The organism is Streptomyces sp. NPDC006235 (assembly GCF_040613735.1).
Classification (GTDB): domain Bacteria; phylum Actinomycetota; class Actinomycetes; order Streptomycetales; family Streptomycetaceae; genus Streptomyces.
Genome location: NZ_JBEXSR010000073.1, coordinates 1 through 24,799, shown reverse-complemented (window position 1 = coordinate 24,799; position 24,799 = coordinate 1). Strand labels below are relative to the sequence as shown.

Annotated in this window: 20 protein-coding genes and 2 pseudogenes; 13 read left to right on the top strand and 9 right to left on the bottom strand. The window is 67.9% G+C overall.

Annotated features, from left to right (window positions below):
- Positions 1-170 precede the first annotated feature (170 nt).
- On the top strand, positions 171-2,063 hold the full coding sequence (locus ABZ192_RS41535; protein WP_356929645.1) for an RNaseH domain-containing protein: 1,893 nt from the start codon (positions 171-173) through the stop codon (positions 2,061-2,063).
- 129 nt (positions 2,064-2,192) lie between these two features.
- Positions 2,193-2,645 (top strand): hypothetical protein, encoded by a 453-nt coding sequence (locus tag ABZ192_RS41530; protein WP_356929644.1) that lies wholly within the window; start codon positions 2,193-2,195, stop codon positions 2,643-2,645.
- A 117-nt stretch (positions 2,646-2,762) separates the two neighbouring features.
- Here the strand turns inward: ABZ192_RS41530 and ABZ192_RS41525 are convergent, their stop codons facing one another.
- Entirely contained in the window at positions 2,763-2,960 is a 198-nt protein-coding gene (locus ABZ192_RS41525; protein WP_356929643.1) for a hypothetical protein, read from the bottom strand.
- Positions 2,961-3,270: 310 nt separating this feature from the next.
- On the opposite strand from ABZ192_RS41525, the gene ABZ192_RS41520 reads away from it, so the two are divergent.
- A complete protein-coding gene (locus ABZ192_RS41520) occupies positions 3,271-3,513 on the top strand; it encodes a hypothetical protein (RefSeq protein WP_356929642.1) in 243 nt (80 codons plus the stop codon).
- A gap of 874 nt (positions 3,514-4,387) precedes the next feature.
- Here ABZ192_RS41520 and ABZ192_RS41515 read toward each other — a convergent pair.
- Entirely contained in the window at positions 4,388-4,753 is a 366-nt protein-coding gene (locus tag ABZ192_RS41515) for a universal stress protein (RefSeq protein ID WP_356929641.1), read from the bottom strand.
- A 33-nt stretch (positions 4,754-4,786) separates the two neighbouring features.
- Positions 4,787-6,214: a sugar porter family MFS transporter gene (locus tag ABZ192_RS41510; protein WP_356929640.1), complete on the bottom strand. Its 1,428-nt coding sequence runs from the start codon at positions 6,212-6,214 to the stop codon at positions 4,787-4,789.
- Between the two features lie 840 nt (positions 6,215-7,054).
- Here ABZ192_RS41510 and ABZ192_RS41505 point away from each other — a divergent pair.
- A complete protein-coding gene (locus ABZ192_RS41505; RefSeq protein WP_356929639.1) occupies positions 7,055-8,077 on the top strand; it encodes a Gfo/Idh/MocA family oxidoreductase in 1,023 nt (340 codons plus the stop codon).
- A 1,313-nt stretch (positions 8,078-9,390) separates the two neighbouring features.
- Positions 9,391-9,513, top strand: a complete 123-nt coding sequence (locus tag ABZ192_RS41500; RefSeq protein WP_356929638.1) for a hypothetical protein — start codon at positions 9,391-9,393, stop codon at positions 9,511-9,513.
- A gap of 185 nt (positions 9,514-9,698) precedes the next feature.
- On the opposite strand, the gene ABZ192_RS41495 is transcribed toward ABZ192_RS41500, so the two are convergent.
- The 4 genes from ABZ192_RS41495 to ABZ192_RS41480 form a co-directional block, all read right to left on the bottom strand.
- Complete coding sequence (locus ABZ192_RS41495) at positions 9,699-10,490, bottom strand: ATP-binding cassette domain-containing protein (protein ID WP_356929637.1); 792 nt, start codon at positions 10,488-10,490, stop codon at positions 9,699-9,701.
- A gap of 2 nt (positions 10,491-10,492) precedes the next feature.
- Positions 10,493-11,557, bottom strand: a complete 1,065-nt coding sequence (locus tag ABZ192_RS41490) for an ABC transporter permease (RefSeq protein WP_356929636.1) — start codon at positions 11,555-11,557, stop codon at positions 10,493-10,495.
- 97 nt (positions 11,558-11,654) lie between these two features.
- The gene (locus tag ABZ192_RS41485; protein ID WP_356929635.1) at positions 11,655-12,683 is read right to left on the bottom strand and encodes a sugar ABC transporter substrate-binding protein; all 1,029 of its coding nucleotides are present in this window, start codon (positions 12,681-12,683) and stop codon (positions 11,655-11,657) included.
- Positions 12,684-13,278: 595 nt separating this feature from the next.
- On the bottom strand, positions 13,279-14,316 hold the full coding sequence (locus ABZ192_RS41480) for a LacI family DNA-binding transcriptional regulator (protein WP_356929634.1): 1,038 nt from the start codon (positions 14,314-14,316) through the stop codon (positions 13,279-13,281).
- A 308-nt stretch (positions 14,317-14,624) separates the two neighbouring features.
- On the opposite strand from ABZ192_RS41480, the gene ABZ192_RS41475 reads away from it, so the two are divergent.
- The 8 genes from ABZ192_RS41475 to ABZ192_RS41440 all read left to right on the top strand — a co-directional run bounded on the left by ABZ192_RS41475 (position 14,625) and on the right by ABZ192_RS41440 (position 24,050).
- Positions 14,625-15,482, top strand: coding sequence for a sugar phosphate isomerase/epimerase (locus tag ABZ192_RS41475; RefSeq protein WP_356929646.1), 858 nt, complete (start codon positions 14,625-14,627; stop codon positions 15,480-15,482).
- A 156-nt stretch (positions 15,483-15,638) separates the two neighbouring features.
- Positions 15,639-16,616 (top strand): 5-dehydro-2-deoxygluconokinase, encoded by a 978-nt coding sequence (gene iolC / locus ABZ192_RS41470; RefSeq protein WP_356929633.1) that lies wholly within the window; start codon positions 15,639-15,641, stop codon positions 16,614-16,616.
- Between the two features lie 4 nt (positions 16,617-16,620).
- Positions 16,621-17,493 (top strand): aldolase, encoded by an 873-nt coding sequence (locus tag ABZ192_RS41465; RefSeq protein WP_356929632.1) that lies wholly within the window; start codon positions 16,621-16,623, stop codon positions 17,491-17,493.
- Positions 17,490-18,377, top strand: coding sequence for a 5-deoxy-glucuronate isomerase (gene iolB, locus ABZ192_RS41460; RefSeq protein ID WP_356929631.1), 888 nt, complete (start codon positions 17,490-17,492; stop codon positions 18,375-18,377). Before ABZ192_RS41465 ends, iolB begins: the two co-directional genes overlap by 4 nt.
- Positions 18,374-20,257: a 3D-(3,5/4)-trihydroxycyclohexane-1,2-dione acylhydrolase (decyclizing) gene (gene iolD, locus ABZ192_RS41455; RefSeq protein ID WP_356929630.1), complete on the top strand. Its 1,884-nt coding sequence runs from the start codon at positions 18,374-18,376 to the stop codon at positions 20,255-20,257. The genes iolB and iolD overlap by 4 nt, the downstream gene beginning before the upstream one ends.
- Positions 20,258-20,269: 12 nt before the next feature.
- A complete protein-coding gene (locus ABZ192_RS41450; protein ID WP_356929629.1) occupies positions 20,270-21,766 on the top strand; it encodes a CoA-acylating methylmalonate-semialdehyde dehydrogenase in 1,497 nt (498 codons plus the stop codon).
- 59 nt (positions 21,767-21,825) lie between these two features.
- A complete protein-coding gene (locus ABZ192_RS41445) occupies positions 21,826-23,022 on the top strand; it encodes a Gfo/Idh/MocA family oxidoreductase (RefSeq protein ID WP_356929628.1) in 1,197 nt (398 codons plus the stop codon).
- 29 nt (positions 23,023-23,051) lie between these two features.
- Entirely contained in the window at positions 23,052-24,050 is a 999-nt protein-coding gene (locus ABZ192_RS41440; protein ID WP_356929627.1) for a sugar phosphate isomerase/epimerase, read from the top strand.
- A gap of 140 nt (positions 24,051-24,190) precedes the next feature.
- On the opposite strand, the pseudogene ABZ192_RS41435 reads toward ABZ192_RS41440, so the two are convergent.
- Both ABZ192_RS41435 and ABZ192_RS41430 read right to left on the bottom strand, forming a co-directional pair.
- A pseudogene (locus tag ABZ192_RS41435) lies at positions 24,191-24,587 on the bottom strand (IS5/IS1182 family transposase); the annotation flags it as partial.
- A gap of 21 nt (positions 24,588-24,608) precedes the next feature.
- Positions 24,609-24,698: pseudogene (locus ABZ192_RS41430) on the bottom strand (RidA family protein); the annotation flags it as partial.
- Positions 24,699-24,799: the final 101 nt, after the last annotated feature.

Here is a 24,799-nt window from a genome sequence, read left to right as displayed (position 1 = left end):
GATGAGCGACCACAGTTCGTCCGACACGATCCACGGCCGCGACTGACGTTTCCCCACGCCTCGACCAACGAGCAGACAAGCCGACGGTCACTTGATCAACAACTTCTGTTAGGACCTCTAAGAGCAACGGTGTCGGCACCGGCACCGGCACCCATCACCACCGTCTGATCATGGAGCACCTCCACGCCTCCTTCGCCCCGGAACTGACCGGGAACGGCGAAAGTGACAGCGAAAGCGGCGCGGCACCGGTGATGACCCTGGTCAGTGACAGCAAAGGCTTCGGCAAGCGGTACTTCCAGGACACATCCCACCTGCAGTGGACGCAGGCGAAGGCAAGCGACGACGAGAGCAGCAAGAAGGCAGCTGCCCGTTTCCAGGACAAGGTCGGCCTCCCCTCGCCAGAATCCATCCAGCGCTCCATCGAAAAGCAAGGTGAGAGCAAGCTGGTGTATCTCGGCCTGTGGTACCGGTACCCCACGCGACAGCGCATGGTGCAGGCCCTCGCCTGCGCCTACGGCATCGATCCCGAGACGATCAAACCCTCACGCAGCGAGGTCGAACTCCGCCCCGGTATCCGCCTGGTGCTTCACAAGGCAGAAGAACTCCTTCAGCACGGCACAGGACGCGCTGGCATCCGCCGCGCTGAAGTCAACGCGATCACCAACCGCTACAAGGAGCCGGGGACCCGCCTGGTTGTCTGGTGCGAAACCGAGCTGCCCCGCACCGACCAGGACGGTGCAAGCACGCCGGCCAACGGCAGCCGCACGGCCCGGAAGAGGGCTGAGGAGACCGAGAGGAACGAGAAGGACTCCAAGCACGCGGTGCGTGGTCTCTTCGCTGAAGCACGCGTACCCAGCCAATTCACCATCGGCGCCAAGCTCCAGTACCGCAAGGGAACGGCCGCACCCGTCCTGACCGAGATTCAGCCCCAGAAGAAGGAGTACCACAAGGACCACGCCGCGTTCGCCGCTGTGCTTGACATGCACCGCAGCCTCGGCGTTGTCGACGACCGGTACGAGGCCATCCTGCACCCCGACAAGAACCCACTGCCCCGCATCGCCTACTGCGGCCTGCACTGCCGTATGCAGACCAAGAGCAACCTCTATCGGGGCGAGCCCCTCTGGATCACCACTGCTGCCGTGCTCATCCCACCCATCAAGCCCGGCGGCGTGTGGACCATGCTCGGCTGGAGCAACATCACCAACACCTGGGCCCCGTATTACGACGCGAACACCGCCTTCCACGCCAAGAACTACCCCCTGCACAACGAAAGAGACGCGAGCAAGACGCGAATGGACCGGTGGTGCGAGGTCGGCAGCGACGCTGCCCGTGCGCTGGTACAGCTCCAGCAGAGGCCCGAAATGGCCGGTCTCGATCTCGCCGTCATGCTCGATGGCCATGCATGGCGTCGCATTTACCCCGGCTTCCACAACAGGAGCTTCGGCCTGACCCCCGACAGCCTGCCCGCGGACGACAGGCGTCTGTGGACTCCGCACCAGGACGTCGCGGACGAGCGTCTGCACCCGATCAGCTACATCCGCGTCAACACCATGCAGGACGAACTTCCCCGCTTCGTCTACGCCGAGAAAGAGGGCATGACCAAAAGCCGGCTGGCCAAGGGACTCGACCCCTTCATCAAGGTCAGCCAGTATCTCGCCTGGCCCGGCCACCGGCCCGAGGGACACCCCTGGTTCCTCTTCAGCGAATCCCGCACCCACAACCGCAGCCGCCTCGGGGACGACCGCACCCGCTGGCGTGCCAGCGACGAGAGGGATGCGCGGGGTGAGAGTGAACTCAACGGCAACTGGCACTCCATCACCACCCGCGAGATCAATCCCATGTTCACCAACCCCCGCTACTCCCGGGAAGACCTCGCCCGAGCCACCGCCAGCCTCTCCCACCAGGCCATGGCCTGGTCCGAGCGCACCCGCTACCCCGCCCCCCTGCACGCCGCACTCCAGATGGACCTCGACCACCCCCAGTACAGGCGATCCGCCCCCAGCAACAGGGACGCCGACCAGGAACAGAAGGACATCATCGACTCAGCAACCGGAGCCCGCTGAACACCGGCACGCCACGAGCGTTCCGCCCCCAGAGCCCCCGAACGCGATCAACTCCGACCAGCCACGCAAGGTTGACACGAGAAGACTCACTTCGAAGCCATGAAGACAACCGGTGCCACAGTGACTGGCGTGATTCCCGCACACGTGAACGACGCGCCGCCACCCGTCTACGCCGACATCCTGGACATACCGGTGCTGTTCCGCGACGGCCCGGCACGGCGCCCCTACCCCCAGTGGCGCACCGCCCCGCACGCACCCTGGGACACAGCGGCCACCTTCCCGACCAGCGACGGGTGGTACGCCCCCACCACCACCTGGCGGGAGACCATCAAAGCAGCAACCGAGGTGGGCCGCGATGTCACGCCGAACCTGCAGCAGGTTCCGCAGCTCGCGCGAGGTGAACTCGTCGCCCGGGTCTCCCCGCTGTATGCCTATCTCGGTCTTCACGACGTCACGCCCAAGCACCCGCTCCCGCACAGCGCGGGGCGACGCCTGACCCTCAACGCGGTCTACGAATACGGCACCGAGCGGACCGCGAAGAACGCCCTCGGCTACCGGCTGGGCATGACCATGGCCGAGTGAGCCTGCCGCTCGCTGATGGGCCTCGGACAGACATGGCACCTGGAAGACGGTGGTCCCGACCCGGCGCTCGCCGACGCCTTCAAGGACCCCACCCGGCGCCTGCCGGACCTGTGGGGCCTACACGAGGCGGAGAACGCGTATTGGCTCATCGAGGCGAAAGGCGGCAATGTCGGCAAGACAACCCTCAGGGATGGCTGGAAGCAACTGAGCGAAGGAAGCAAGATCCTCCACGCCTACACGCACCGCCGCATCCTGGTCGGTGCAGCGGTACAACCCCAGGGCGACCTCTTCCTCACCATCGACCACGACCAGCACCCCGGCCAACCACCTCTCGATAACGGCGGCGTCTCCCCCACACCGACCATTCCCAGCAGCCCCGAAGACCACCTCGGCGCCAGCGACGACGCCCTCATGGGCACAGCCCGCACACAGATGCTGGTCTACCTCGCCCTGCGCTCCGCGCCGCCATCCCAACTACGCACCATCGCCCTGCCGGCCGACCGCACCACCCGCCGCCGTCGGAGAGAGGGGATCACCATCCCCTTGGAAGGAGACGACGCCACACGCGCCCTGCGCGCCGACGCCCGCGGTGCAACCAGCAACCTGCATGACGAGCAATCCCTCCGTGAGGGGGGCACGTCTGATCGGCCTGGACGACTTCCTCACCTGCCGTATCCCCGGCACCGAAGTGCACCTGGGCATGTCCCGCCGCCTGTTCGCTGCCTGCGCACGGCTGCACCACGAGGACCGGATGATCACCGAACGCACCCCTGGACTGCGCGCCGAAGATCAGCAGTTCGCCGAAGAACCAACCGACGAGGAAGCCGAAGAGGAGCGCCGCCGCACCCAGCGACGCATCTTCCGCTAGCAGCAGGAAGAGGCCCGCCCTCGGGTCCGAAGGCTCGTCCGCCAGGCATACGATCAGGGCCCGGACCGCGAGTGGAGCGACCTTCTCCCGGACCAGCAAGAACCTCGACTCGACCTCGATGACCATCCGGGCCTGCTGGAAGCCGCAACCCCGGAGACTTACCTTGCCCTGCGCCACGACGACCTTCCTTACCGTCGCCGCTGAATGCGGGGCTTTACGAGCGCTGACCCGTCAATGCTGCGCACGGTCCCGCGCCTCGGTGCTCACTCCAACGCACGGTCTCAAGTGATCACGGAGCTTGGGATCTACGTCGCGGCGGCTGATTGCTGATGCGTTGCAGGGAAGGTGATTCTCAGCGAAGGCTGGCAACCGACAGTGCGCCATTCGGGTGACGCGGCGGTGCGTCATCCCGGCGACCAGGGCCTGCCCCCCGCTCGATGTGTCGAATACGAAGTGGTGGGCCCGGCGGGGTCCCTGCCCCGTGCTCAACCCGACATCGAGTACACCGTGGAGAAGCCAACTCGGCTGGCGCCGCTGCATGGTCCTTGTTCCTCGTGGCTCTCGGCCGAGCGCGCTGTGTCGGGACGTCTCCGCGGTGTTGAGGGGCTCCGAGTCATGAAGACAACTGCCGTCGAACGCCGCGTCGAATTGCTGCGCCTGTACACCAGGCTGCCCTGGCAGTCCGCCCGGCGCCGGGTCGAGGCCGCTGCTGGGCGGACCACAGGGTCGGCCCGCCGCACCGAGCACCGTGTCATGCCCCTGATCAATGGGCTGTCAGTGCCGCTGGAGCCGGTGACATCACCCTGCAGGCCATGCTCGCGACAAGGGGAGCTAACCATGCCAATCCCGAAGGCGGAGGGCGGTGGCTGCGGGATCAGTTGTCCTGCAGGCCCACCTTCACCGCCACGACCGGGACCGGTGAATCCAGCAACAACCGTTGGCTGATGCTGCCCAGCAGCGCCTTGCCGACTGGTGAACGGCGCTTGATGCCGATCACGAGGCGGTCGACGGCATGGTCCTGGATTTCGTCGAGGACGGCTTCGGCCGGGTCTCGGTCATCCCTGCCCTTGCGCTCAATGATCTTGAAGTTGAGCGTGGACGGGATCGATGTGGTGTCCACTTCCGTGAGGGACAGATTGACGATGATCAGGTCGGTGGCGAGCTGGTTGGCCTCGGCGACACCGGCGGCCAGGGCGGCCGCGCCCTCTGGACTGTCTGATACGGCGACCATGACTGACATGGGGTGACCAATCGGAGAGTTGGCGGCTGGTGGTCAGGCGTGCTTGGCCCGGAACTCGTCTTCGAACTGTTCCAGGGAGCGGCCCCGGGTCTCGGGCACCATCGTGTGGATGAACACCAGGGCCGCCACGCCAAGCCCGGCAAAGATGTAGAACGTGGGGGCGATGCCCAGGGCGCTGACGACGGGCGGGAAGCCGAACGCGACGCCGGCATTGGCGATCCAGAGCATGAAGACACACACGCCCATGGCAAACGTGCGGATCTTGAGCGGGAAGATCTCTGCCAGCAGCAACCAGACCAGAGGTCCGATCGTGCCCTGCATGGAGAACACGAAGGAAATCACGAACAGCAGGATGATGTAGGGCTTGGCGGTGCTGTCCGGCAGGAGCGTCGCGGAGAGGCCGACGAGGATGTGGAAGGACGTCGTCAAGGCGAAGCCGCCGAGCAACATCTTGCGGCGGTCGATCTTGTTCATGATCAGAATGCCGACCGTGATGCCCAGGACGCTGAACAGGCCGTTGGCCGTGTTGGCGATGATGGCGGCCCTCGCGGAGAACCCGGCGTCCTCGAGCAGTTGGCTGCCGTAGTACATGATCGAGTTGATGCCGGTGAACTGCTGGAACACGCCCAGCCCGATGCCGATCAGGAGCAGCCTGCGGATCCACGGCACGGCGAGGTCGGCCCAACCGCCCGTCTGCGCCTGCTTCTCCTCCTCGGCCAGGGCGCGCACCTCGGCCATCTCCGCCATGGCTCGTTCGGGGCTGCGGATCTGCTGGAGAACCTCCAGGGCCTCAGACTCCCGGCCCTTGGAGATCAGCCATCGCGGGCTCTCCGGCATCCGCAGCATGCCGAAGAACAGAGCGAAGGCGGGGAGTACGGCGACCACGAGCATGTAGCGCCAGACTCCGTCGTGCTCGCCCCAGATGTTAAAGATGAGGGCGTTGATGACGAACGCGGCGAACTGCCCGGAGACAATCATGACCTCGTTGCGCGTGACCAGGCTGCCGCGCCGCTCGGCGGGAGAGACCTCCGCGAGGTAGACCGGAACGGTGGCCGAGGCGCCGCCCACGGCGAGGCCGAGGACGAATCGGAAGAGCGCCAGTATTTCCCAGTTGGGGGCGACGACGCAGCCCAGCGTGCCGACCGTGAAGATACCCGCGAGCATCAGGATGTTGTGCCGACGGCCGTAGGCGTCGGCGAGCCGGCCGCCGATCAGGGCGCCGAACGCGGCACCGAAGATCAGGATGCTGACCACGAAGCCCTCCGTGAAGGCGGTCAGCCCGAGGTCCTCCTTCATCGGTGCCAGCGCACCGTTGATGACACCCGTGTCGTAGCCGAACAGAAGTCCGCCGAAGGTCGCGATGACGGCGATCAGGCCGAGCCGCTTTGTATGAGGCCCGGGAGTGTCCGACGGCACCGCCGTCTGAGTCGTAGTCCGTATCTCCCCATCGAGCATGGGCATACCTCCCTATAGATGCTGAAATCGGCAGGGTTCATGGGTTTTCCGGGAGCTTGCCAGCGAATCGAGGGATCATCAATAGACAGGACAAAATAATGTTCGGACATCCAGTGAGGATCACCTGTCCGACCGTGAGTGAGTCCGCAACGGTGCCCGAGCAGGACCTCGACCGCATGAGCATGCCCTCGCCCCGGACCGGCAGTTCTCGCTTCCTGGCCTCCTGACCGACCCTCGGCGGGGTTGCGGAAGGTGATCGAGAGTGCAACCCGCGACACTCCTACCTTCGGGGCAACACCAGCCGTCGCGGCGCGCACAGCTCGACACATCCATCGGTGCACCCCCTTCCGGGGCCGCGGCCACGCGGCACCTCGGCGCGCCAGCGGAAATCTCGTAGCGACAAGCTATTGACATCAGATTCAGGTGGCGGCCATCGTACTCCTTCTAGAGCGCGCTATTAAAGCGCTCTAAACGAGATTCTTACCGCCCCCTCACATCCCCGGGGCAGCTCGATGCGAAGGTGCGTGATGCTGTGAGAAGCGCTGGCCACGGGACGTGCCTGGCTGGGCGCTCCGCTCGACCAAGAGACCTGCTGATCAACCACATGCCTTACGGCACGGCCACCGCCCTGTTTCCCGCTCCCACATCGGGTATGTGCGCACCCAAGGAAGACGATGCCGCCAGGCACCACGACATCCACACTTGTCGACGACGCCCCGCGGTCATCGCCGCCTTCGGCGCACTTCACTGTTCACCGGAGGCCTGGAGCACTAGCTCAAAGCCCGCTTTTCCTGAACGCTCCGCCCCCCGGGCCTCATGCGCCCGAGATGTAGAAAGGAAGCCCCAATGACTGTGCGCGTAGGAGTGATCGGGGCCGGCTGGATCGGTCAGGACCACATCCGCCGTCTCACCGAGACCGTGACCGGTGCCCAGGTCACCGCGGTCACCGACATCGACGCCGCGCGCTCCCAGGAAGCGGCGGCCCAGGTCGGGGCCGAGGTATTCGCGGACGGCGGCGAGCTGATCGCGGCAGATGACGTCGACGCGGTGCTCGTCACCTCTTGGGGCCCCACCCACGCCGAACACGTGCTGAGCGCCATCGCGTCCGGCAAGCCGGTCTTCTGCGAGAAGCCGCTCGCCACGACCGCCGAGGACTGCCTCAAGATCATGGAGGCCGAGATGGCACACGGGCGACGTCTCGTCCAGGTGGGCTTCATGCGCCGCTACGACGCAGGCTACCGGCAGATGAAGCAGGTCATCAGCTCCGGCCGCATCGGCGAACCGCTGATGGTGCACTGCGCTCACCGCAACCCGTCCGTGCCCGAGTCGTACACCACCGACATGGCCGCGCTCGACACGGCGGTACACGAGATCGACGTACTGCGCTGGCTGCTCGACGACGAGATCGTCTCCGCCCAGGTGGTGCTTCCACGCGCCACGAGCAAGCGGTACGAGCACCTCAGGGACCCGCAGATCATGCTCTACGAGACCGTGAAGGGCATCCGTATCGACCTCGAGGTCTTCGTCAACTGCCAGTACGGCTACGACATCCAGTGCGAGACCGTCGGCGAGCATGGCCTCGTACGGCTGCCCGACCCGGCCGCCGTCGACGTCCGCACCACCGGGCAGCGCAGCACGGAGGTGCTCACCGACTGGGTGGGCCGCTTCGTACACGCCTTCGACACCGAGTTCCGCGAGTGGATCGCGAACCTGGCGACGGGCAACGAACCCACCGGCCCCTCCGCCTGGGACGGCTATGCAGCGACCGTCGTCTCCAACGCCACCGTCGAAGCGCGTAAGTCCGGCCGGATCGTCCTCACGGACATGAAGCCCCGCCCCGCCTTCTACGCCACCCGGGACATCGCGTGAGGGTCATCCTCGACCCGTACATGTTCCACGTGCTGCCCATGGACGGCATGGTGCGTGCGGTCGCCGACCTCGTTGGCGCTCCACAAGTGGTCACCAACGGACGAAACGGAGCGCCAGGCGGCCGTGCTGGCCACTGGCGAAGCGAAGACCGACCTGCACTCAATACTCCGGGCTCGGTGTGGTCTTAAGGCTGACCAGACGCTTCGACTTGGCCCGTATACCCTCCGCAGGAGGAGATCTGGGCCAGTGTCGACTGCCTGGAACACTTCCTCTACGCGGAGATCCTGGCGTGCCCGCTTCTCCGTGATGGCTACGGCTGCCGCAGAGCACCGTTGGTATAACGCCCCGACAGACGGCCAACGCAGCGCCGGACAGCCAATTCGGGAGTGATCGTCAGGACTGGCCCACTCATTGTCCATGACCCGGCTCCGGCATGCACTGGCGCAGGACGGTCGCGACCACCTCGTCCAGTCCTGCTCGGCCATCTCTGGTAGCAGCAGGCCGCTCACCGCCAGGCCGGCGTAGCCGTGCGATGCCGCGAGGACCGGCAGAGCACCACGTTCCAGCGCCCCTTTGCGCACCTCACTCCCGCCCTGCCCGTCACCGATCAACGGGACGATCCGGTCGGACCCGCAGGAGGCGGTCCCATGCACCACCTACGATGCCTCCGGGCCGTGCTGACAAATATCATCAGGCCGAGCAGGGCGGGGCGTTGTCCGTGTGGAACGAGCCATTCGAAGCCGCTCAGCACCGGGGCGTCGAGCAGGGTTACTTGTTCCTGAAGCGGCAGAGGGGCATGGCCGAGCCCACCCGACTCCTCGGGCCAACTCCCGCAGGAGACAACGCCCCCAGAACAAGAACACCCAGCCATGGCTCACCCCCGACCATCCCCGACTGGACCGGCCGCACCGCCGTCGTGACCGGCGCCAACAGCGGGGGCCGCTTCGCCACCTTCCCATGCGTCGGCCGACGCGGGCGGCTCGTCGTCCTCGCAGTGGGGACACCGCACGCGGCAGGGCGGCGGGCGCGGTCGTGCAGGGCATTGTGGAAGTACGCGGAAGTACGCCGACTCGGCCCCGCCGACCTTTCCTCCGTACGCGAGTTCGCCACTGGTCGGCACAGCGGCCTGGACCTGCTCTCAACAACGCCGCCGTCGTGAGCGTCCCTGCGTCCCGCACCAAGGACGGCTTCGACACGCGGTTGGGCACCCAACCACCTGGGCAACGACCCCAGCCTCCTGCGCCGCCTCTTCTTCCGTCCGGCCAACCTGCTCGTCGCCCAGGGCAGCCGAGCTGGCAAGCTGCCCAGCCTGTATGCCACCCTTCGGGATCTACCGCTTCCTCGGCTCCGACGGCACAGGCGAGACGCACGGCACCTCGACCTTGGTCGGCCGCTCGGCAGCGGTCGGCGATCCGGCCTCCGCCCAGCGCGTGTGAGCGGTCTCCGCCGGATCAGCTCCCTGCTTCATCGACAGGTGACCGGGGGACGCAGTCCGGGCTGAGCCCCGGAAATGCAGTGTGCGTCCGCCGGTACGTACGGACGCACACAGGGAGACGTGGGAGACAAGCGGTCGGACCTCGATCCGCACCGGAGTGCGGTGGTAGCCGCACTCCGGTGCGGATCAAGCGTCAGCCTGCAGCTGAGCGAGCTCGGCCTCCAGGTCGGCCATGGCCTCGCCACCGGCCATGAGGTCGGTTATCTCTTCCCGGGTGCGATCGCCCTTGCCGAAGTCGTCGGCCTTCTGGCCGCGGATGAGGACGGCGAAGTGGTCGCCGACCGTCATCGCGTGCCGGACGTTGTGAGTGACGAGGATGACCGCGACGCCCTTGGCGCGGGCCTGCATGACGATGCGTAGGACGTGGGCGGCCTCCTTGACGCCGAGCGCCGCCGTGGGCTCGTCGAGGATGAGCACGTTGGCGCCGAAGTAGACCGCGCGCGCGATCGCCAGCGCCTGGCGCTCACCACCGGACAGACTGCCCACGAGACGGTTGCCGTCCGTGACACGGGTGATGCCGAGGGACTGCATCTCACGTACGGCGATCTCACCGGCGAGCTTCTTGTCGAACAGCCTGAACGGACCGAAGCCCTTGGTGGGTTCGGCTCCTACGAAGAAGCAGCGGCCGACACCCATCAGCGGGAAGGTGCCGCCGAACTGGTGCACGGTGGCGATGCCCCGGGCGCTTGCGTCGCGGGGGCTGTCGAAGACGACCGGTTCGCCGCCCACCTCGACGGTGCCGGTGGTGGGCTTGTGGAACCCTGACATGATCTTGATGAGCGTGGACTTGCCGGCGCCGTTGTCGCCGAGCAGGCAGAGCACCTTTCCGGCGTGCACTTCCAGGGAGATGTCCTGCAGCGCAGTGGTACCGAGAAAGGACTTGCTGATGCCGTCCAGGCGCAGCACGGGTGCGGTCATGGTCATGCCTTCTTCGCGGTGCGGGGCTTGTAGGACAGGGCGAGCCGACGGAAGGTGTTGTTCATCAGGACCGCCGCGAGGATGAGAATGCCGAGGATCAGGCTGGCCCAGTCGGAGTTCCAACCGGTGTAGTAGATGCCTTGGTTGACGATGGCGAAGGTCAGCGTGCCCAGCACGACGCCGACGACGGAGCCGTAGCCTCCGGTGAGCAGGACGCCGCCGATGACCACGGCGATGATGGAGTTGAAGACGAAGGACTGGCCGTTGGCGACCTGGGCACCGTTGTAGAGGATGGTCTGGATCACGCCGACCAGGGCGGCGCCGAAGCCGCTGGCCATGTACAGGGCGATCTTCACTCGGTCGACCGGGATGCCGGTGGCGCGGGCGCTCTCCTTGTCGCCGCCGATGGCGAAGATCCAGTTGCCGTACTTCATCATCTGCAGGATCACCGTGACCAGCACCGCCAGACCCAGCCACCAAAAGATCGCGACCTCGAACTGACCGCCGATCAGCTGGCCGAACAGCGATTTCGACAGCGGGTCGGGGTGGACGGGGACGCTCGTGGTGCCGGTCGTGACGCGGGACAGGCCGAGGGTGAGACCGGCGAGGCCGGACAGCGTGGCCAGCGTGACGACCAGGGAGTGAACGTTGGTGCGCGTGACGATGATTCCGTTGAGCAGGCCGGTCAGCAGCCCGAGCGCAAGCGCACAGAGGATGCCGACGATCATCGGGGCACCGAAGTGGCCGGAGACGATGGCCAGTGTCATCGAGCTGCCGGCCAGCACAGAACCCACGGACACGTCGAGTTCACCGGCGATCATCAGCAGCCCGACGGGGATGGCGATGATGCCGAGCTCCGCTGCGATGTTCAGCCAGCTCGCCGCGCCCGCCGGGGCGAGGAACTTCTCCCCGCCGAAGACCGCGAAGAAGACGAAGACGCTGATCGTTCCGATGAGCGCGCCGACCTCTGGACGATGTCGCAGTTGCCCCAGCGGGCTCTCGGACTGCTTCGGCGGTGCGACGGCGGTCTGTCTCTCGGCCGTCGTGTCGGGAAGTGAGGTTGTCATCGGATGGGTCACCTTCGGGAATCTGGATCGTGCTGCGAGGCGGGGGCCTCAGGGAGACGTGCCGGGCCCGGGCCGGGCCCGGCAGCTCTGGGATGAATCAGCGGACGCCGGCCTTGGCACCGGCGATCGCCGCGTCGACGTTGTCAGCGGTGACCAGGAGCGGGCCTGTCAGGATGGGGTTCTGCGGCGGGAGGACGCCGTAGGACAGGTACTGGTTGGCTATCGACACGACGTAGAAGCCCTGCAGGTACGGCTGCTGGTCGATGGCGAACAACTGGTTGCCGGCCTTGATCCGGTCGAGCTGGCTCTGCGAGAGGTCGAAGGTGCCGAGCTTGACCTTGTCGCCGACGCCCGCCTGCTTGATCGCGGAGGCGGCGCTGTCCGCATCCCCGACGCCGATCGTCACCACGGCGTCGATACTGGTGTCCTTCAGCAACGCGCCCTTGATCGCCTGCGTGACGGCGGACGGGTTGCCGAAGTTGGAGGAAGGCAGTGGGAGTTGCTTGGACTTGGCGCCCTTGCTCTCGGCGCCGTCCTTGATGCCCTTGCAGCGGGCCTCCTGGTTGGCGGAGCCGGGCACGGTGTTGACGCACAGGACGTTCTTGGCGCCCTTCTCGGCGAACTTGGCGCCGCCGGCCTTGCCCGCCTCGTAGTCGTCCGACCCGATGTACTTCACGGCGCCGACCCGCTTGGCCGCGTCGATGCCACCCGAGTTGTAGATGAACACCGGGATGCCCTTGGCCACGGCCGCCTTGATCGCGGGGTCCTGGTTCTCGGGCACCCAGTCCGGCACGAGGATCGCCGACGGGTTCTGTGATACGGCGGTCTGCGTCAGTTTGGCGACATCCGGGCCGAGGTTGTCGTAGTTCTGCGGGCCGAGGTAGGTGACCTTGCCGCCCCCCGCCTTCACCAGCTTCGTGGCGTCCTCGACACCACGCTTGACCGCGGAAAAGAACGGGTCGTCGGACTTGCCGCCGATGACGTAGATGGAGTTCTTGCCGTTGCTCTTCGTGCCGGAGTTCGATCCGCCCCCGGCTGGCGCCGTCGACTGACCCCCATCGCCGCCTGAGGCTTTGCCGCTGGCGCATCCGGTCACCGCGGCCGCAGTGACGGCAAGCAGGCTCACTGCGGTCAGAGCTCTTCGGGGAAGACGGCGAACGAGCGGTCGCCGGGTCTGCTTGCGTTCCATGTGCTGGTTGCTCCTTCGTGCGTCGCCAGGGACGGGGACATGGCGGATGAGGTGGCTGCTGCGGTACTACGGCGCGTCATCGGGGATGACGGGGCGCAGCCGAACGGAGGGAGGCGGGCTGCGCCCCGGGCGTGGGGGCCTCGGTGACGAGTCTGTCGGGGTCGGCGGTGCCGCCGACCGTGCATCCGGAAGGTCTGCAGGGCAACCCGAACCGTTGCGCCGGGGCGGCTTGCCGCAGGTTCCCCGGCGCTGCTCACGGCAACGGGTCGCGTGCGCTCCGTGACTTTGTTTAAATCGCTTTAAGCGGTGCGCAGAGCATGCTTGTGTTTCACGCAGGTGTCAAGAGCTTTCTCACGAATGCGCGCGCTGCCGCCATCCGCCCATAAAAGATGCATCCGCCATACGTTCGCGGTCGGGCGGCGCGGCTCGGCAGTTCACCAGTAGCCTTCTCGACCGGGTGTCCGCCACAGCCGGTCGGCCGGGGCGGCCAGGAGAGTGCGACGAGCGCCGGATATGGAGTGGCCCGACGCGGTCAGTGCGGATTCGTCGTGGTGCCCCGTACGACCAGGGAGGGGGCGAGGACGATCTCGCGGGGCGTGGCGCGTCCCTGGTCGAGGCGTTCGACGACGGCCGTCACCGCCTGGCGGGCCTGCTCCTCGGCTTCCTGACTGACGGTCGTGAGGCTGAAACAACTCAGCCGGGACAGGGCGTCGTCGTCGTAGCCGGCGATGGACACAGCTCCGGGAACGTCGACCCCGGCCCCCCTGAAGGCGGTGAGCAGGCCGATGGCGCTGCGGTCGTTGTAGGCCACGACGGCAGTCGGCAGGTCGCCGCTGTCGAGGAGGTACCGGGCAGCCTTCTCCCCGGCCTCCTCGGTGAGGTCACCGTGGAGGATCCTGATCTGCTCGTCGAGGCCGTGGCGGCGCATGGCGTTCCGGTAACCACGGCGCCGATCGGTGGCGATGACGCCCTTGCCGCCGTCGACGTAGGCGATCGCACGGTGACCGAGACGCACCAGGTGGTCGACGATCTGGCCGACTCCGTCGTCGTCGGCGCTGCGGACGACGTCGAGAGCGGCGCCGGTGATCCGGCGGCCCACGCAGACGACGGGCGCCTTGCGGTCGAGGTCTGCGAGGACGGAGGCGGGGGCCACCGGACCAAGGAGGATCAGTGCCTCGCAGCGGAAGGCCAGCAACGTCTCGACCGCCGTGCGCTCGTCGCGGGTCCGGGTCTGGGTACTCAGGACGAGGTCGTAGCCGACCTCCTCGGCGGCCGTGTGGAGATGCTCGACCAGCTCGGCCTGGAAGGCGCTGTGAACGTCGACCATGACGCCGAGCAGCCGGCTGCGCCTGCTGGCCAGCGCGCTGGCGGTGCGGTCAGGGCGATAGCCGAGTTCGGCGGCAGCCTTCAGGACGCGCTGCCGGGTGCGCTCGCTGGGGCCGGCGATGCCCCGCAGCACCAGCGACACCGATGCCGTGGACAGGCCGACGCGTGCGGCGACGTCCTCCAGTCGGGGTCGTGGAGTCGCACCGTTGCCACCCGTGTGGGGAGCGGAGCCGAGCTCGTCCATATGATCTCCCGTCGATTGCGGCAATACCCTTGACATTCGTCCGCAAGGCCGCTGATAGTACCAGAACTTAAAACGCTTTAACCGCCTCGCCTGCCGGCACCGAGACGACAGGCTCGGCCTGCCCCTCCCTGCCGGACCGGCTCCGGCTCCCCGCCCGGGCTCAACGGGACCTCCACATCCTGGGGTCCCGCAAGAACACCGGCAACTCCATGGGCGGCCGCGAGCAGCCGGTGCCGACCGGGCCCACCTTCGTCGACAAGTCCATCATCGGGCAGGTCGCCGAGTTGCCACCCCACCGGGAGATCCACGTGAAGATCGCACTCGACCCCTACATGATCCGTAACACACCGCTGCTCGAACTGCCCGCCGTGGTGGCCGAGCTGGGCTACGAGTGGATCGAGCTCTCCCCGCGGGAGGACTTCATCCCGTTCTTCCGGCACCCGCGCGTCGACGACGCCACGGTGGCCAAGTTCCGCAAGGCCCTGGAGACCGCGGGCGTCGGCATCTCCTCCGTCCTGCCGCTGTTCCGCTGGTCGGGACCGGACGAGGACGCCCGGCAGGCCGCTGTACGGTATTGGAAGCGGGCCATCCGGATCACCGCCGACCTCGGCGTCACCAGCATGATCTCCGAGTTCAACGGCCGCCCCGAGGAGCCCGACAGGAGCGAGGCCCAGTTCTGGCGGTCGATGGATGACCTGCTGCCGCTGTTCGAACACGAGGGCATCCACCTCGCACTGGAGCCGCACCCCGACGACTTCATCGAGAACGGCTACGACGCGATCAACTTCATCCGCGGCATCAACCACCCCAACGTCAGCTTCCTGTACTGCGCCCCGCACACGTTCCACATCGGCAACGACGCCCCCGGCATCATCCAGCACGCCGGGGACCTGCTCACCCACGTCCACCTCGCCGACGCCTTCGACCACACCGCGTCCTCCGGCAACCGCTACATCCTCAACCCGCCCGGCACACCCGCCCGCATCCACCAGCACCTGGACATCGGGCAGGGCGAGGTCGACTTCGGCGAACTCTTCCGCGAACTGAAGGCGAACGGCTTCGACGGCACCCTCACGGCATGCGTCTTCGCCTGGGAGGAACGGGCCAGGGAATCGTCGCTGTTCATGCGGAAGAAGATCGAGGAATACACCGCCACCTGGTCCTAGACAGTGCTCGGACCTGAGCGACTTCGGGCGACACCCTATTGACAGGACATTCGGACAGTCGACATCGTACGCGCTGGACGCTTTTAAAGCGCTCCAAGTCACTGCCCCTCCACCACCTGCATCCCAGATCCTCCGGAGCGAAGGGAAACCAGCGTGATGTCGTTCGAAGTGCTGACCATGGGCCGTGTGGGAGTGGATGTGTATCCGCTTCAGACTGGCGTGGGGCTGGCCGAGGTCACCTCGTTCGGCAAGTACCTCGGCGGCAGCCCGACCAATGTCGCGGTGGCTGCCGCCCGGTACGGGCACACGGCGGGCGTGATCACCAAGACGGGCCGGGACCCATTCGGCGACTTCGTCCGTACGGCCCTGGAGGGCTACGGCGTCGACAGCCGCTTCGTCGGTACGTCGGACATCGCGCCGACCCCGGTGACGTTCTGTGAGATCTTCCCGCCGGACGACTTCCCGCTGTACTTCTATCGCCTGCCCAAGGCCCCCGACCTGGACATTCAGCCCGACGAGCTGGACCTGGGCGCGGTGCTGGACGCGGCGATCTTCTGGTTCACGGGTACGGGGCTGAGCGAGGAGCCGAGTCGGTCGGCCACCCTCGCCGCGCTCGCGCACCGGGCGAAGGCGGGCACGACGGTCTTCGACCTCGACTGGCGGCCGATGTTCTGGGAGGACCCGTCCAAGGCGCGTCCGTACTACGCCGAGGCCCTGCGGCACACCACTGTCGCCGTCGGCAACCTCGACGAGTGCGAGGTCGCCACCGGCGAGCGCGAGCCGTGCGCCGCCGCTAAGGCGCTGCTCGCCGCCGGGGTGGAGCTGGCGGTGGTGAAGCAGGGCCCGAAGGGCGTGCTGGCGATGGACCGGGGCGGTTCGGCCGTCGAGGTCCCGCCCGTCGCCGTTGACGTGGTCAACGGCCTCGGTGCCGGTGACGCCTTCGGTGGGGCGCTGTGTCACGGCCTGCTGTCCGGTTGGGACACCCGCCGCACCGTGTCCTTCGCCAACGCCGCAGGCGCCATCGTCGCGAGCCGGCTGTCCTGCTCGGACGCGATGCCCACCGAGGCCGAGGTCGAGGCGAAGCTGCGCGTGACAGGGCCCGATGTCCCCGACAACTTCCAGCGAGAGGCGTAACCACGTGCCGTACGACAACGTCAACCGGGTCGTGAAGTCCCGGGTCAACGACCCCGGCGCCATCGAGGCGGCGGCCGCGCGACGCGTGAAGGCCACCTCATTGCTCGGTGAGCACGGCAAGGCGATGGTCATCGCCGCCGACCATCCGGCGCGCGGCGCCAACGGCGTCGGCGGCGACCCCAACGCCATGGCGGACCGCTTCGCGCTGCTGGACCGGCTGTGTGTCGCGCTGGAGCGGCCGGGCGTGACAGGGGTGCTGGCCACCGCCGACATCCTGGAGGATCTGCTACTGCTCGGTGTCTTGGACGGCAAGAGCGTCTTCGGTTCCATGAACCGCGCGGGACTCGCCGGTTCGGTCTTCGAGATCGACGACCGGTTCACCGGCTACGACGCCGCCACGATCGCCGCAATGGGTTTCGACGGTGGCAAGATGCTCACCCGTATCGCCCTCGACGATGCGGTCACGCCGTCCGCCCTGGAGCACGCCGCCCGCGCCGTGGACGAACTGAACGACCGTCAACTGATCGCGATGGTCGAGCCGTTCATCTCCCGGTGGCAGGACGGGAAGATCCGCAACGACCTGTCCACCGACGCCGTGATCAAATCGATCACCATCGCCTCGGGGCTGGGGCGCCGTACCGCCTACAGCTGGCTGAAGCTGCCGGTCGTCGACGACATGGAGCGCGTCCTCGCCTCCTCCACACTGCCCGCACTGCTGCTCGGCGGCGAGGTCAAGGACGCCGACGCCGCCTTCGCCTCCTGGGGCAAGGCGCTGAAGCAGCCCACCGCGCAGGGCCTGGTCGTGGGCCGTTCGCTCCTGTACCCCTCCAACGGCGACGTCGCCGGTGCCGTGGACCGGGCGGTGAGCCTGCTGTGACGTCCAAGTACCACTTGTCGACAGGGAGTTCGACCGACGGCTCCTACGACGTCCTGGTCACGCCGGAATCGGCGGGCTGGGGATACTCCGGGCTCAGGATCCTGACCCTGCAGCCCGGTGAGGCACACGCCCTGTCCACCGGGGATTCCGAGTTCCTGGTCCTGCCGCTGACGGGCTCCTGCACCGTCACCACGGACGGCACGGCCTTCGAACTCACCGGCCGGACAGGCGTGTTCGCCTCAGCCACCGACTTCGCCTACCTCCCCGGCGGGTCGGAGGCCCAGATCAGCAGCGCATCCGGTGGGAGGTTCGCGCTGCCCTCCGCCCGTACCGAGCAGGGAGGTCAACCGGCTCGGTACGGGCGCAAGGAGGACGTACCCGTCGAATTGCGGGGCGCCGGGGCGTGTTCACGGCAGGTCAACAACTACTGCCTGCCGGGGACGTTCGAGGCCGAGCAACTGCTGGTGTGCGAGGTACTGACCCCCGGTGGCAACTGGTCGTCATACCCGCCCCACAAGCACGACGAGGCCCGCACGGACGACTCCGGCAACCCGGTCGAGTCCGAGCTGGAGGAGATCTACTACTTCGAGGTCGCCGGCGAGGGCGGGTTCGGCTACCAGCGTGTGTACGGCACCGCCGAGCGGCCTATCGACGTACTCGCCGAGGTTCGTTCGGGCGACACCGTGCTGATCCCGCACGGCTGGCACGGGCCCTCGATCGCCGCGCCCGGCTACGACCTCTACTACCTCAACGTCATGGCCGGTCCGGGGCAGGACCGCGCCTGGCTGATCTGCGACGACCCCGCCCACGGCTGGGTGCGCTCGACCTGGGACGCGCAGGACATCGACGACCGACTGCCCTTCGGAGGAGGCAACCAGCTATGAACACCGTGCGACTGACCACCGCGCAGGCTCTCGTCCGCTTCCTGGCCAGCCAGTACAGCGAGCGAGATGGCCAGGAGCAGCGCCTCATCCCCGGCGTGTGGGGCATCTTCGGGCACGGCAACGTGGCCGGCATCGGCCAGGCACTACTGCAGGCGGCCGTCACCCAAGAGGCGGATCTGCCGTACTACCTGGCCCGCAACGAACAGGGCATGGTGCACGCCTCGGTCGCGTACGCGAAGATGCGCGACCGGCTGGCGACCTTCGCCTGCACGGCATCGACCGGCCCCGGCTCCACGAACATGATCACGGGCGCGGCACTGGCGACGACCAACCGCCTTCCGGTGCTGCTGCTGCCGTCCGACATGTTCGCCACCCGTGCCGCCGACCCCGTCCTCCAGCAGCTGGAGGACACCCGCGGCGGGGACGTCACCGTCAACGACGCCTTCCGGGCCGTATCGAAGTACTTCGACCGGATCCAGCGCCCCGAGCAGCTGATCCCGGCCGCCCTCGCGGCGATGCGGGTGCTCACCGACCCGGTCGAGACCGGCGCCGTCACCCTCGCCCTGCCGCAGGACGTGCAGGCCGAGACCTACGACTGGCCCGTCTCCTTCTTCCGCCGCCGGGTGTGGCACATCGGCCGGCCGGTGCCGGAACCGGCCGCCGTCCAGCGGGCCGCCCGCCTGCTGCGTCAGGCGAGGAAGCCGCTGATCGTGGCGGGTGGCGGCACGGTGTACTCCCGTGCCGAGACAGAGCTGCGGGCGTTCGCCGAGGCGACCGGGATCCCGGTGGCCGACACCCACGCCGGCAAGGGCGCGGTGCCGTGGGACCACCCGTACGCGGTCGGCGGCATCGGCTCCACCGGATCGTACGCGGCCAACGAGCTGGCGAAGGACGCCGATGTCGTCGTCGGGATCGGTACGCGGTACTCGGACTTCACGACCGCCAGCCACACCGTCTTCGGTAACCCGGACGTCACGTTCGTCAACCTCAACGTGGCTCGCCTGGACGCCGTGAAGCACTCGGCGGAGCCGCTGGTGGCCGACGCCAGGCTCGGCCTCGAGGCACTGGCGGGGGCGCTGACGGACTGGGAAGTCGAACCGGAGTACCGCGAGCGCACCCGCCAACTCATCGCCCGCACCCGGCAGATCGAGGAGGAGTGCTTCGCCCCGGACCGCAACGCCCGTGAACTGCCCGCCCAGACTCAGATCCTCGGCGCGCTGAACGACGCCCTCGACGACCGTGCCGTGGTCATCAACGCCGCGGGTTCGATGCCCGGTGACCTGCAACAGTTGTGGCGGGCTCGGGATCCGAAGGCCTACCACGTCGAGTACGCCTACTCGTGCATGGGCTATGAGGTCGCCGCGGGCGTCGGCGCCAAGATGGCCGACCCTTCGCGTGAGGTCGTTGTCCTCGTGGGTGACGGCTCATACCTGATGATGGCTCAGGAGATCGTGACCATGGTCTCCGAAGGCCTGAAGGTCATCATCGTTCTCATCCAGAACCACGGCTTCGCTTCCATCGGTGCGCTCTCGGAGGCGCTCGGCTCTCAGCGCTTCGGCACCAAGTACCGCTTTCGCAACGACGATTCGGGCCAGCTCGACGGCAGCGTCCTGCCCGTCGACCTCGCCGCCAACGCCTCCAGCCTCGGTGCGGACGTCCTGCACGCCACCACCGTCGACGAGTTCCGCAGCGCGATGGAGAAGGCCAAGGCCGCCACCCGCACCACGGTCGTGCATGTCGAGACCGACCTGTACGGACCCCACCCGCCCGGCCACGGCTGGTGGGACGTCCCGGTCAGCCAGACCTCCGCCCTGGAGTCCACCCAGGCCGCGTACGAGACGTACGCCGCCCACAAGCACAACCAGCGCCACTACCTGTAAGGACCCCTCCCCGTGAAGACCATCTCGCACTGGATCAACGGCAGCCCCAACGCGGGCTCCGCCGCCGAGACCCAGCCGGTGTTCAACCCGGCCACCGGTACCGAGCAGGCCCAGGTCGTCCTGGGCGGCGCCACCGACGTGGACACCGCCGTCGCCGCCGCCACGCAGGCCTTCGAAACCTGGTCGGAGTCCTCCCTCACCCAGCGCACCCAGGTGATGTTCGCCTTCCGCCAGCTCCTCGTCGAGCACGAGGAGGAGCTCGGCCGGATCATCTCCGCCGAACACGGCAAGACCGTCGACGACGCCCGCGGCGAGATCACCCGCGGCCGGGAGGTCGTCGAGTTCGCCTGCGGCCTCGGCGACGTGTTGAAGGGCGACTACTCCGACCAGGTCTCCCGTGGTGTGGACGTGCACAACTTCCGCCAGCCGCTGGGAGTCGTCGCGGGCATTACCCCCTTCAACTTCCCCGCCATGGTGCCCCTGTGGATGCACCCCATAGCCATCGCCACCGGCAACACCTTCATCCTCAAGCCCAGCGAACGCGACCCCTCCGCCGCCAACTTCGTCGCCGGCCTCTACCGGCAGGCCGGCCTGCCCGACGGCGTCTTCAACGTCGTCCACGGCGGCAAGAACGCGGTCGACGCGATCCTCACCCACCCCGGCATCGAAGCCGTCTCCTTCGTCGGGTCGACTCCCATCGCCAGGTACGTCCACGAGCAAGCGACTGCGCACGGCAAGCGCGTCCAGGCCCTCGGCGGCGCCAAGAACCACGCCGTCGTCCTGCCCGACGCCGACCTCGAATACGCCGCCAACCACATCACCGCCGGCGCCTACGGCTCCGCCGGTGAACGCTGCATGGCCGTCTCCGTCGCCGTCGCCGTCGGTGACGCGGCGGACGCGCTGGTCGAGATCCTGGAGCGCAAGGCCCGCGAGGTGAAGGTCGGTCCCGGCGACGCCCCCGGCACCGAGATGGGTCCGCTGGTCACCAAGGCCGCCCAGAAACGCGTCGAGAACGCGGTCGGCACCGCCGCCACGCAGGGCGCCACCATCGTCGTCGACGGCCGAGGACTCAAGATCGACGGCCACGAGGAGGGCTTCTTCACCGGCCCCTCCCTGCTAGACCACGTCACCACCGAGATGGACGCCTACCAGGAAGAGCTGTTCGGCCCGGTCCTCGCGATCGTCCGCGCCAACAGCCTCGACCAAGCCATCGATCTCATCAACGCCAACCCCTACGGCAACGGCACCGCCCTGTTCACCGGCTCCGGCGAGGCCGCCCGCCGCTTCCAGCGCAACATCAAGGTCGGCATGATCGGCATCAACGTCCCGGTGCCCGTGCCGATGTCCTACTACTCCTTCGGCGGCTGGAAGGACTCCCTCATCGGCGACTCCCCCATCCACGGCCCCGAAGGCATCCGCTTCTACACCCGCCCCAAGGTCGTCACCACCCGCTGGCCCCAGCCCACCCAGCAGGTCACCGCCGGCTTCAACTTCCCCACCTCCAACTGACCGGTCACCGCGACAAGCCCTCGTTGCCTGCTCTCGCACCTTCTCCGAAAGGCACCCGCATGACCACGTCTGCCAAGCCCTTGTCCGTTGCGGTGATCGGCGCCGGCATGGCCGGGCGCAGTCACGCCGCCGGATACCGCAACGTCAACACCGTGTTCGGGGCCGGGCTGCCGCCGGTCCGCCTCGCCGCGATCGCCGACGCCAACACCGCCCTGGGCGAGGACGCCGCCCGCCGCTACGGCTACGAGAAGGCGCTGCCGAGCTGGGAGGCCGTCGCCGAGGACCCGACGATCGACGCCGTCAGCATCGTCGTCGGCAATGCGCTGCACCGGACAATCGCCGAGGCGCTGGTCGCCGCGGGCAAGCACGTGCTGTGCGAGAAGCCGTTGGCCGGTTCGATGGAAGACGCCCGTGCGATGACGGAGCTGGAGCGCGGCGCCGATGTCGTGATGGCCGTGGGGTACACCTTCCGCCGGGCTCCGGGCATCGCCGCGATCCGTGACCATGTCATCCGCGGTGAGCTGGGTGACCTGACCGTGTTCAGCGGCCGGTACTGGTGTGACTACGCGACCGACCCGAAGGGGCCGCTGAGCTGGCGGTTCAAGGGCGGGCCCGGTTCCGGGGCGCTCGGGGACGTCGGTTCGCACGTCATCGACGTCGCCGAGTACGTCGCCGGGCCCATCGTCTCGGTCTCCGGCGCCTCGCTGTCGAGGCAGATCCCCGAGCGGCCGTTGCCGCTGGGCGCGGTCGTCGGGCACAACGCCTCGCCCGTCTCGGACGAAATGGGCGAGGTCGAGAACGAGGACACCGCCACCTTCACCGCCCGCTTCGAGTCCGGCCTGGTCGGCACCTTCTCGGTGACGCGCACCGGCTTCGGCTTGCCCAACGGGCTCGCCTTCGACGTGCTCGGCGTCGGCGGGCGGGCCGCGTTCGACCAGCACCGGCCTGCCGAGTACCTCTTCGACGACGCCCAGCCCGACGCCCGTACGCGCGGCGCGCGGCAGGTGATCGCCGGGCCTCAGATGCCGTACTTCGCGGGCGGGGTCCCGATGGAGGCGCCTGGTGTGGGCGCCAGCAACGCCGACAACTTCACCTACCAGGCGCGTGCCTTCCTCGACCAGGTCGCGGGGGTCGCCGAGCCGCTGCCGGCCTGCGCCACCTTCGCCGACGCGCTGCGGACCATGGAGATCATCCAGGCCGTCGTTCAGTCCTCCCGCAACGGCGGCGCCGCCGTCGACGTTCCGCCCGCCGCCTGATCACCCGCATCGAAGGAGCAAGCAAAGAAATGGCCCTCAAGCTCGGCGCCTACACCGCCTGCCTGCACGACCGCACCCTCACCGAGGCCCTCGACATCCTGAAGGAGAACGGCCTGACCTCGGTCGAGGTCAACACCGGCGGCTTCATCCCCTCCCCGCACTGCCCCGTCGACCTGCTGCTGTCCTCGGCCACCGCGCGCGAGGAGTACCTGGCGACGTTCGCCGACCGCGGCATGGAGCTCACCAGCCTCAACTGCAACGGCAACCCGCTCAACCCCCTCCCCGGTGTCGGCCCGAAGCACGCCGACGACCTGCGCCGTACCATCCGACTCGCCGGACTGCTCGGCGTGAAGCACGTCGTCACGATGTCCGGCACCCCGGGTTCCGACCCCGACGCCAAGTACCCGTCCTGGGTGGTCAACCCGTGGGACGGCGTCTACATGGACGTCCTGGACTACCAGTGGGGCGTGGCCGTCGAGTTCTGGAAGGAGATCGACGCCCTCGCCCGGGAGAACGACGTCCGGGTCGCCATCGAGATGCACCCGCACAACGTCGTCTTCTCCCCCGTCACGCTCAAGCGCCTCGTCGAGGAAGGCGGCCTGACCAACGTCGGCGCCGAGATGGACCCCTCCCACCTGATGTGGCAGGGCATGGACATCGTCGCCTCCATCAAGTGGCTGGGCCCGCTGGTGTTCCACGCCGCCGCCAAGGACGCCACGCTCTGCCCAGGCGCCGATATCCGCGGCGTCCTCGACACGTCGTTCACCCGCGTGCCCGCCGACGCCCCCGGCAAGGTCCCCACCGGCTACGGCTTCTGGTGCAACGCCTGGCCCGAGAACCCGGCCTGGAAGTTCGTCGCCGTCGGCGAGGGACACGACGTGGCCTACTGGACGGAGTTCCTGCGCGCCCTCGCCGAAGTCGACCCGGACATGGCCGTCAACATCGAACACGAGGACGCCGCCTACTCCCAGACCGAAGGCCTGGCCCTGGCCGCCAAGAACCTGCACAGCGCCGCAGCCGCCCTGTAACCCGCCCTTCCCACCTGGCCCCGCTCCTCCGACCGGGAACGGGGCCACAGCAGTACCTGAAGCTTCCCTGTGATCCCGGGCACGTGGTCGTTACGCCGCGAGGGCCTGATCTTGCAGGGTCGGTGTGAGCTCGCGGCCGACGGGCGTCTGACGGGTGTCGTCACCCACGAGCCGGCTCCCATGTAGGCCCGGTCGGCGAGGACCGGAACGCCTTGGCGCTCACAGATACGGATGATCCGGTGGGTGCGTGCCGCCGTTAGGTCGTCGTCGCGGGCAGGACGTAGTCGGGGTCGGCTTCGCGCAGCGCACGCAGCAGGCCGGGCGCGCGATCGGCAAGCAGGCCGGTCACCGTGGCAGTCTAGGCGTGGTGCAGGACGGGGTACCGAAGTCGGCGGCGAACTGCGTGAGAGTGTCGTGCCGACAGAGGTACAGGCTGACCAGGGCACGCTGGTGCGGCGGGAGCTTGCAGCGGCGGTCACCCTCGCGGGTGACGATGAGCATGAGATGGAAGCGCGGCAGCTGAGCAAGGACCCTCATCGCCCGCGGCCCGCAGTGATGTGCACGCGACAGCTCCACCAGCCTCTCCACCTCGACAGGTGTATCTAGCGGAAGCACCGCAAGGCCGACCGCACTCCGCGCATGGAGGCCCATCGGCCGAGCGGTCCTTGGATCAGGCGGGCAGTCGGCCCTTGCTGCGCATGGCGGCACGGACGCGTTCCTCGGCCAGACCGCGGCCTGCGATGTGCGGC

Coding starts and splice junctions, on each gene's coding strand:
- ABZ192_RS41535 (WP_356929645.1), top strand. CDS start 171: ATGGAGCACCTCCACGCCTCCTTCGCCCCGGAACTGACCGGGAACGGC.
- ABZ192_RS41515 (WP_356929641.1), bottom strand. CDS start 4,753: ATGTCAGTCATGGTCGCCGTATCAGACAGTCCAGAGGGCGCGGCCGCC.
- ABZ192_RS41510 (WP_356929640.1), bottom strand. CDS start 6,214: ATGCCCATGCTCGATGGGGAGATACGGACTACGACTCAGACGGCGGTG.
- ABZ192_RS41505 (WP_356929639.1), top strand. CDS start 7,055: ATGACTGTGCGCGTAGGAGTGATCGGGGCCGGCTGGATCGGTCAGGAC.
- ABZ192_RS41500 (WP_356929638.1), top strand. CDS start 9,391: ATGCCACCCTTCGGGATCTACCGCTTCCTCGGCTCCGACGGCACAGGC.
- ABZ192_RS41495 (WP_356929637.1), bottom strand. CDS start 10,490: ATGACCGCACCCGTGCTGCGCCTGGACGGCATCAGCAAGTCCTTTCTC.
- ABZ192_RS41490 (WP_356929636.1), bottom strand. CDS start 11,557: ATGACAACCTCACTTCCCGACACGACGGCCGAGAGACAGACCGCCGTC.
- ABZ192_RS41480 (WP_356929634.1), bottom strand. CDS start 14,316: ATGGACGAGCTCGGCTCCGCTCCCCACACGGGTGGCAACGGTGCGACT.
- iolC (WP_356929633.1), top strand. CDS start 15,639: ATGTCGTTCGAAGTGCTGACCATGGGCCGTGTGGGAGTGGATGTGTAT.
- iolD (WP_356929630.1), top strand. CDS start 18,374: ATGAACACCGTGCGACTGACCACCGCGCAGGCTCTCGTCCGCTTCCTG.
- ABZ192_RS41445 (WP_356929628.1), top strand. CDS start 21,826: ATGACCACGTCTGCCAAGCCCTTGTCCGTTGCGGTGATCGGCGCCGGC.
- ABZ192_RS41440 (WP_356929627.1), top strand. CDS start 23,052: ATGGCCCTCAAGCTCGGCGCCTACACCGCCTGCCTGCACGACCGCACC.